Here is a 2,074-nt window from a genome sequence, read left to right on the forward strand (position 1 = left end):
GATAGTAGTTAGGCCAGAAAGGAGAAATAATCAATTTACTGACCTAAATTGATTATACGTGAATAAATATGGATATAATAAATACAATACAATTACATAAAAATGACTTTTCTAAAACTGAGTATAAAATTTATGAATACATTCTCCAATACCCTGAAAACGTTGAAACATATGCAATCACAAAAATTGCTGATCTTTGTCAAACATCTACATCAGCAGTTCTTAGATTCTGTCAAGTTTTAGGTTTTAAAGGATATAAAGATTTTCGTTTTGAAATGGTTAAATACTTACATGAACATTATGAAGAAAAAGATACATCAGATTTATTTAATCAATTAACTAATGAATATATGAAAGCTTTAGGACAATTCAAAAATTTAGATCGTTCTTTACTAAACAAGTTAATTATTCAATTAAAAGAAGATAATTCAATTTATATTTTAGGCATTCATTATTCAGCACTACCTGCAAAAGAATTGAAATTTGGATTACAAGATTTAGGTATTATGTCTTTTGGTGCATATGATTATATTGAAGCCGCTCATTTATCTAACACAATGAATGAAGATGCAACACTTATTCTTTTTTCTATGACTGGGGCAAAAGCAAACTTTAGTCGTTTCTTATCAACTTTAAATAATAGCATGCCTAAAAAATCATATCTTATTACAATGAATCCAAATGCTCAACTTTCACATTTGTTTTCTCATACAATTGTATTACCTGGACATACCTTTACAAATCAATCTGTTGTTGATACTCAAGCTATACCTATGATTTTTGTTGAAATGTTATTGAATCTAGTACACAATAGTTTATAATACTTCTTATGTTATACTTAAAAGGGCAATAATCTCATTGCCCTTTTACTATAATCCATTTGTATCTATTATTTCTAAGAAAAGAGTGTCTCTACACATTGCATTGCTTCATGATAATGAGAATAAGGAACATAAAATTGATAAGATTCAAGCATTGGTCCTACTTTTAATGACATGCCAGCTCCCATCAGCTGTGCACAATAATAAGGAATATGATGATTTTCTAAGACTTCTTTCAGCATATCTGCCCACAATTCTTTCTTTTCTACAAGAAAACAATCATCATCTTCTTTGATAAGTGGGAGTTTTACTCCACATCTAGGACAAATATCTTGTTCGTAAGGCATGTGACAATCTTGGCAATAATACATAATTCATACCTCCTTCTTTATACCTCAATTATATCATAAATGAAGAAAGAAATCTGATTTTATGATGTCACTGTTAAACCTTCTTTAGACTTTTTAAATAAATCTTTTCCTATTGTTAATAACATTGTCATGTAGCAAGCTCCACCACCTATAAAATTACTAATAGCTTCAGCAATAAAAACACCATTGATTCCTATATACATAGGTAAGATAACAGTTAATGGAGCAACGATAATGACTTTTCTAAAAACAGAAAAGAACACCGCCTGTTTAGCTTTACCTAATCCAACTGCTATAGCTTGCCCAGTCATCTGAAATGACATCATAAAAAAGCCAAAGAAATATAATCGAATAGCACTTGTTCCATCAGTGATGATTTCCTGATTATGGCTAAATATTTGAATAAACATTTCTGGAAAAAGTGTAACACTTAGCCATAAAATAAAACTTGTTATAAGTGAAGTTATTGTTACATATTTTATACCTTGTAAAACTCGCTGATATTGCTTAGCACCATAATTATAGCCAAGAACTGGCTGAGATGCATTAGCTAAGCCCTGTCCAGGCAATGATATGACTTCACGAATAGAATTGATAATTGTCATAATCGCAATATATAAATCACCACCATACATCTGTAATGTTGAATTACATACAATAGTCACAACAGAGTTTGTTATCCCCATCATAAATCCTGCCATCCCCAAAGAGAATATCTTCACAACATGTTTCTTTTTTAATATCATTTTCTCTTTTTTTATTTTGAGAATTGTCCTATGCCCCGTTAAAAACTGAAAAGTCCAAACTGCTGATACAAACTGAGAAATCACTGTTGCAAGAGCTGCTCCTTTGACTCCCATTGAAAAAGTAAAAATAAATATT

General features: G+C 30.1%; 3 protein-coding genes. 1 reads left to right on the forward strand and 2 read right to left on the reverse strand.

The window, feature by feature from the left end; genetic code table 11:
- The first annotated feature begins 68 nt into the window (after positions 1-68).
- Positions 69-821 (forward strand): MurR/RpiR family transcriptional regulator, encoded by a 753-nt coding sequence (locus tag BN350_RS15635; RefSeq protein WP_028044433.1) that lies wholly within the window; start codon positions 69-71, stop codon positions 819-821.
- Between the two features lie 74 nt (positions 822-895).
- On the opposite strand, the gene BN350_RS15640 is transcribed toward BN350_RS15635, so the two are convergent.
- Positions 896-1,192 (reverse strand): hypothetical protein, encoded by a 297-nt coding sequence (locus BN350_RS15640; RefSeq protein WP_231385307.1) that lies wholly within the window; start codon positions 1,190-1,192, stop codon positions 896-898.
- Between the two features lie 59 nt (positions 1,193-1,251).
- Positions 1,252-2,074, reverse strand: an 823-nt coding sequence (locus tag BN350_RS21480; protein ID WP_044600402.1) for an MATE family efflux transporter, incomplete at its 5' end; no start/stop codon positions are given.

Origin of the sequence: Candidatus Stoquefichus massiliensis AP9, from assembly GCF_000455285.1 — a bacterium.
GTDB classification, from domain to species: Bacteria; Bacillota_I; Bacilli_A; order Erysipelotrichales; family Coprobacillaceae; genus Stoquefichus; species Stoquefichus massiliensis.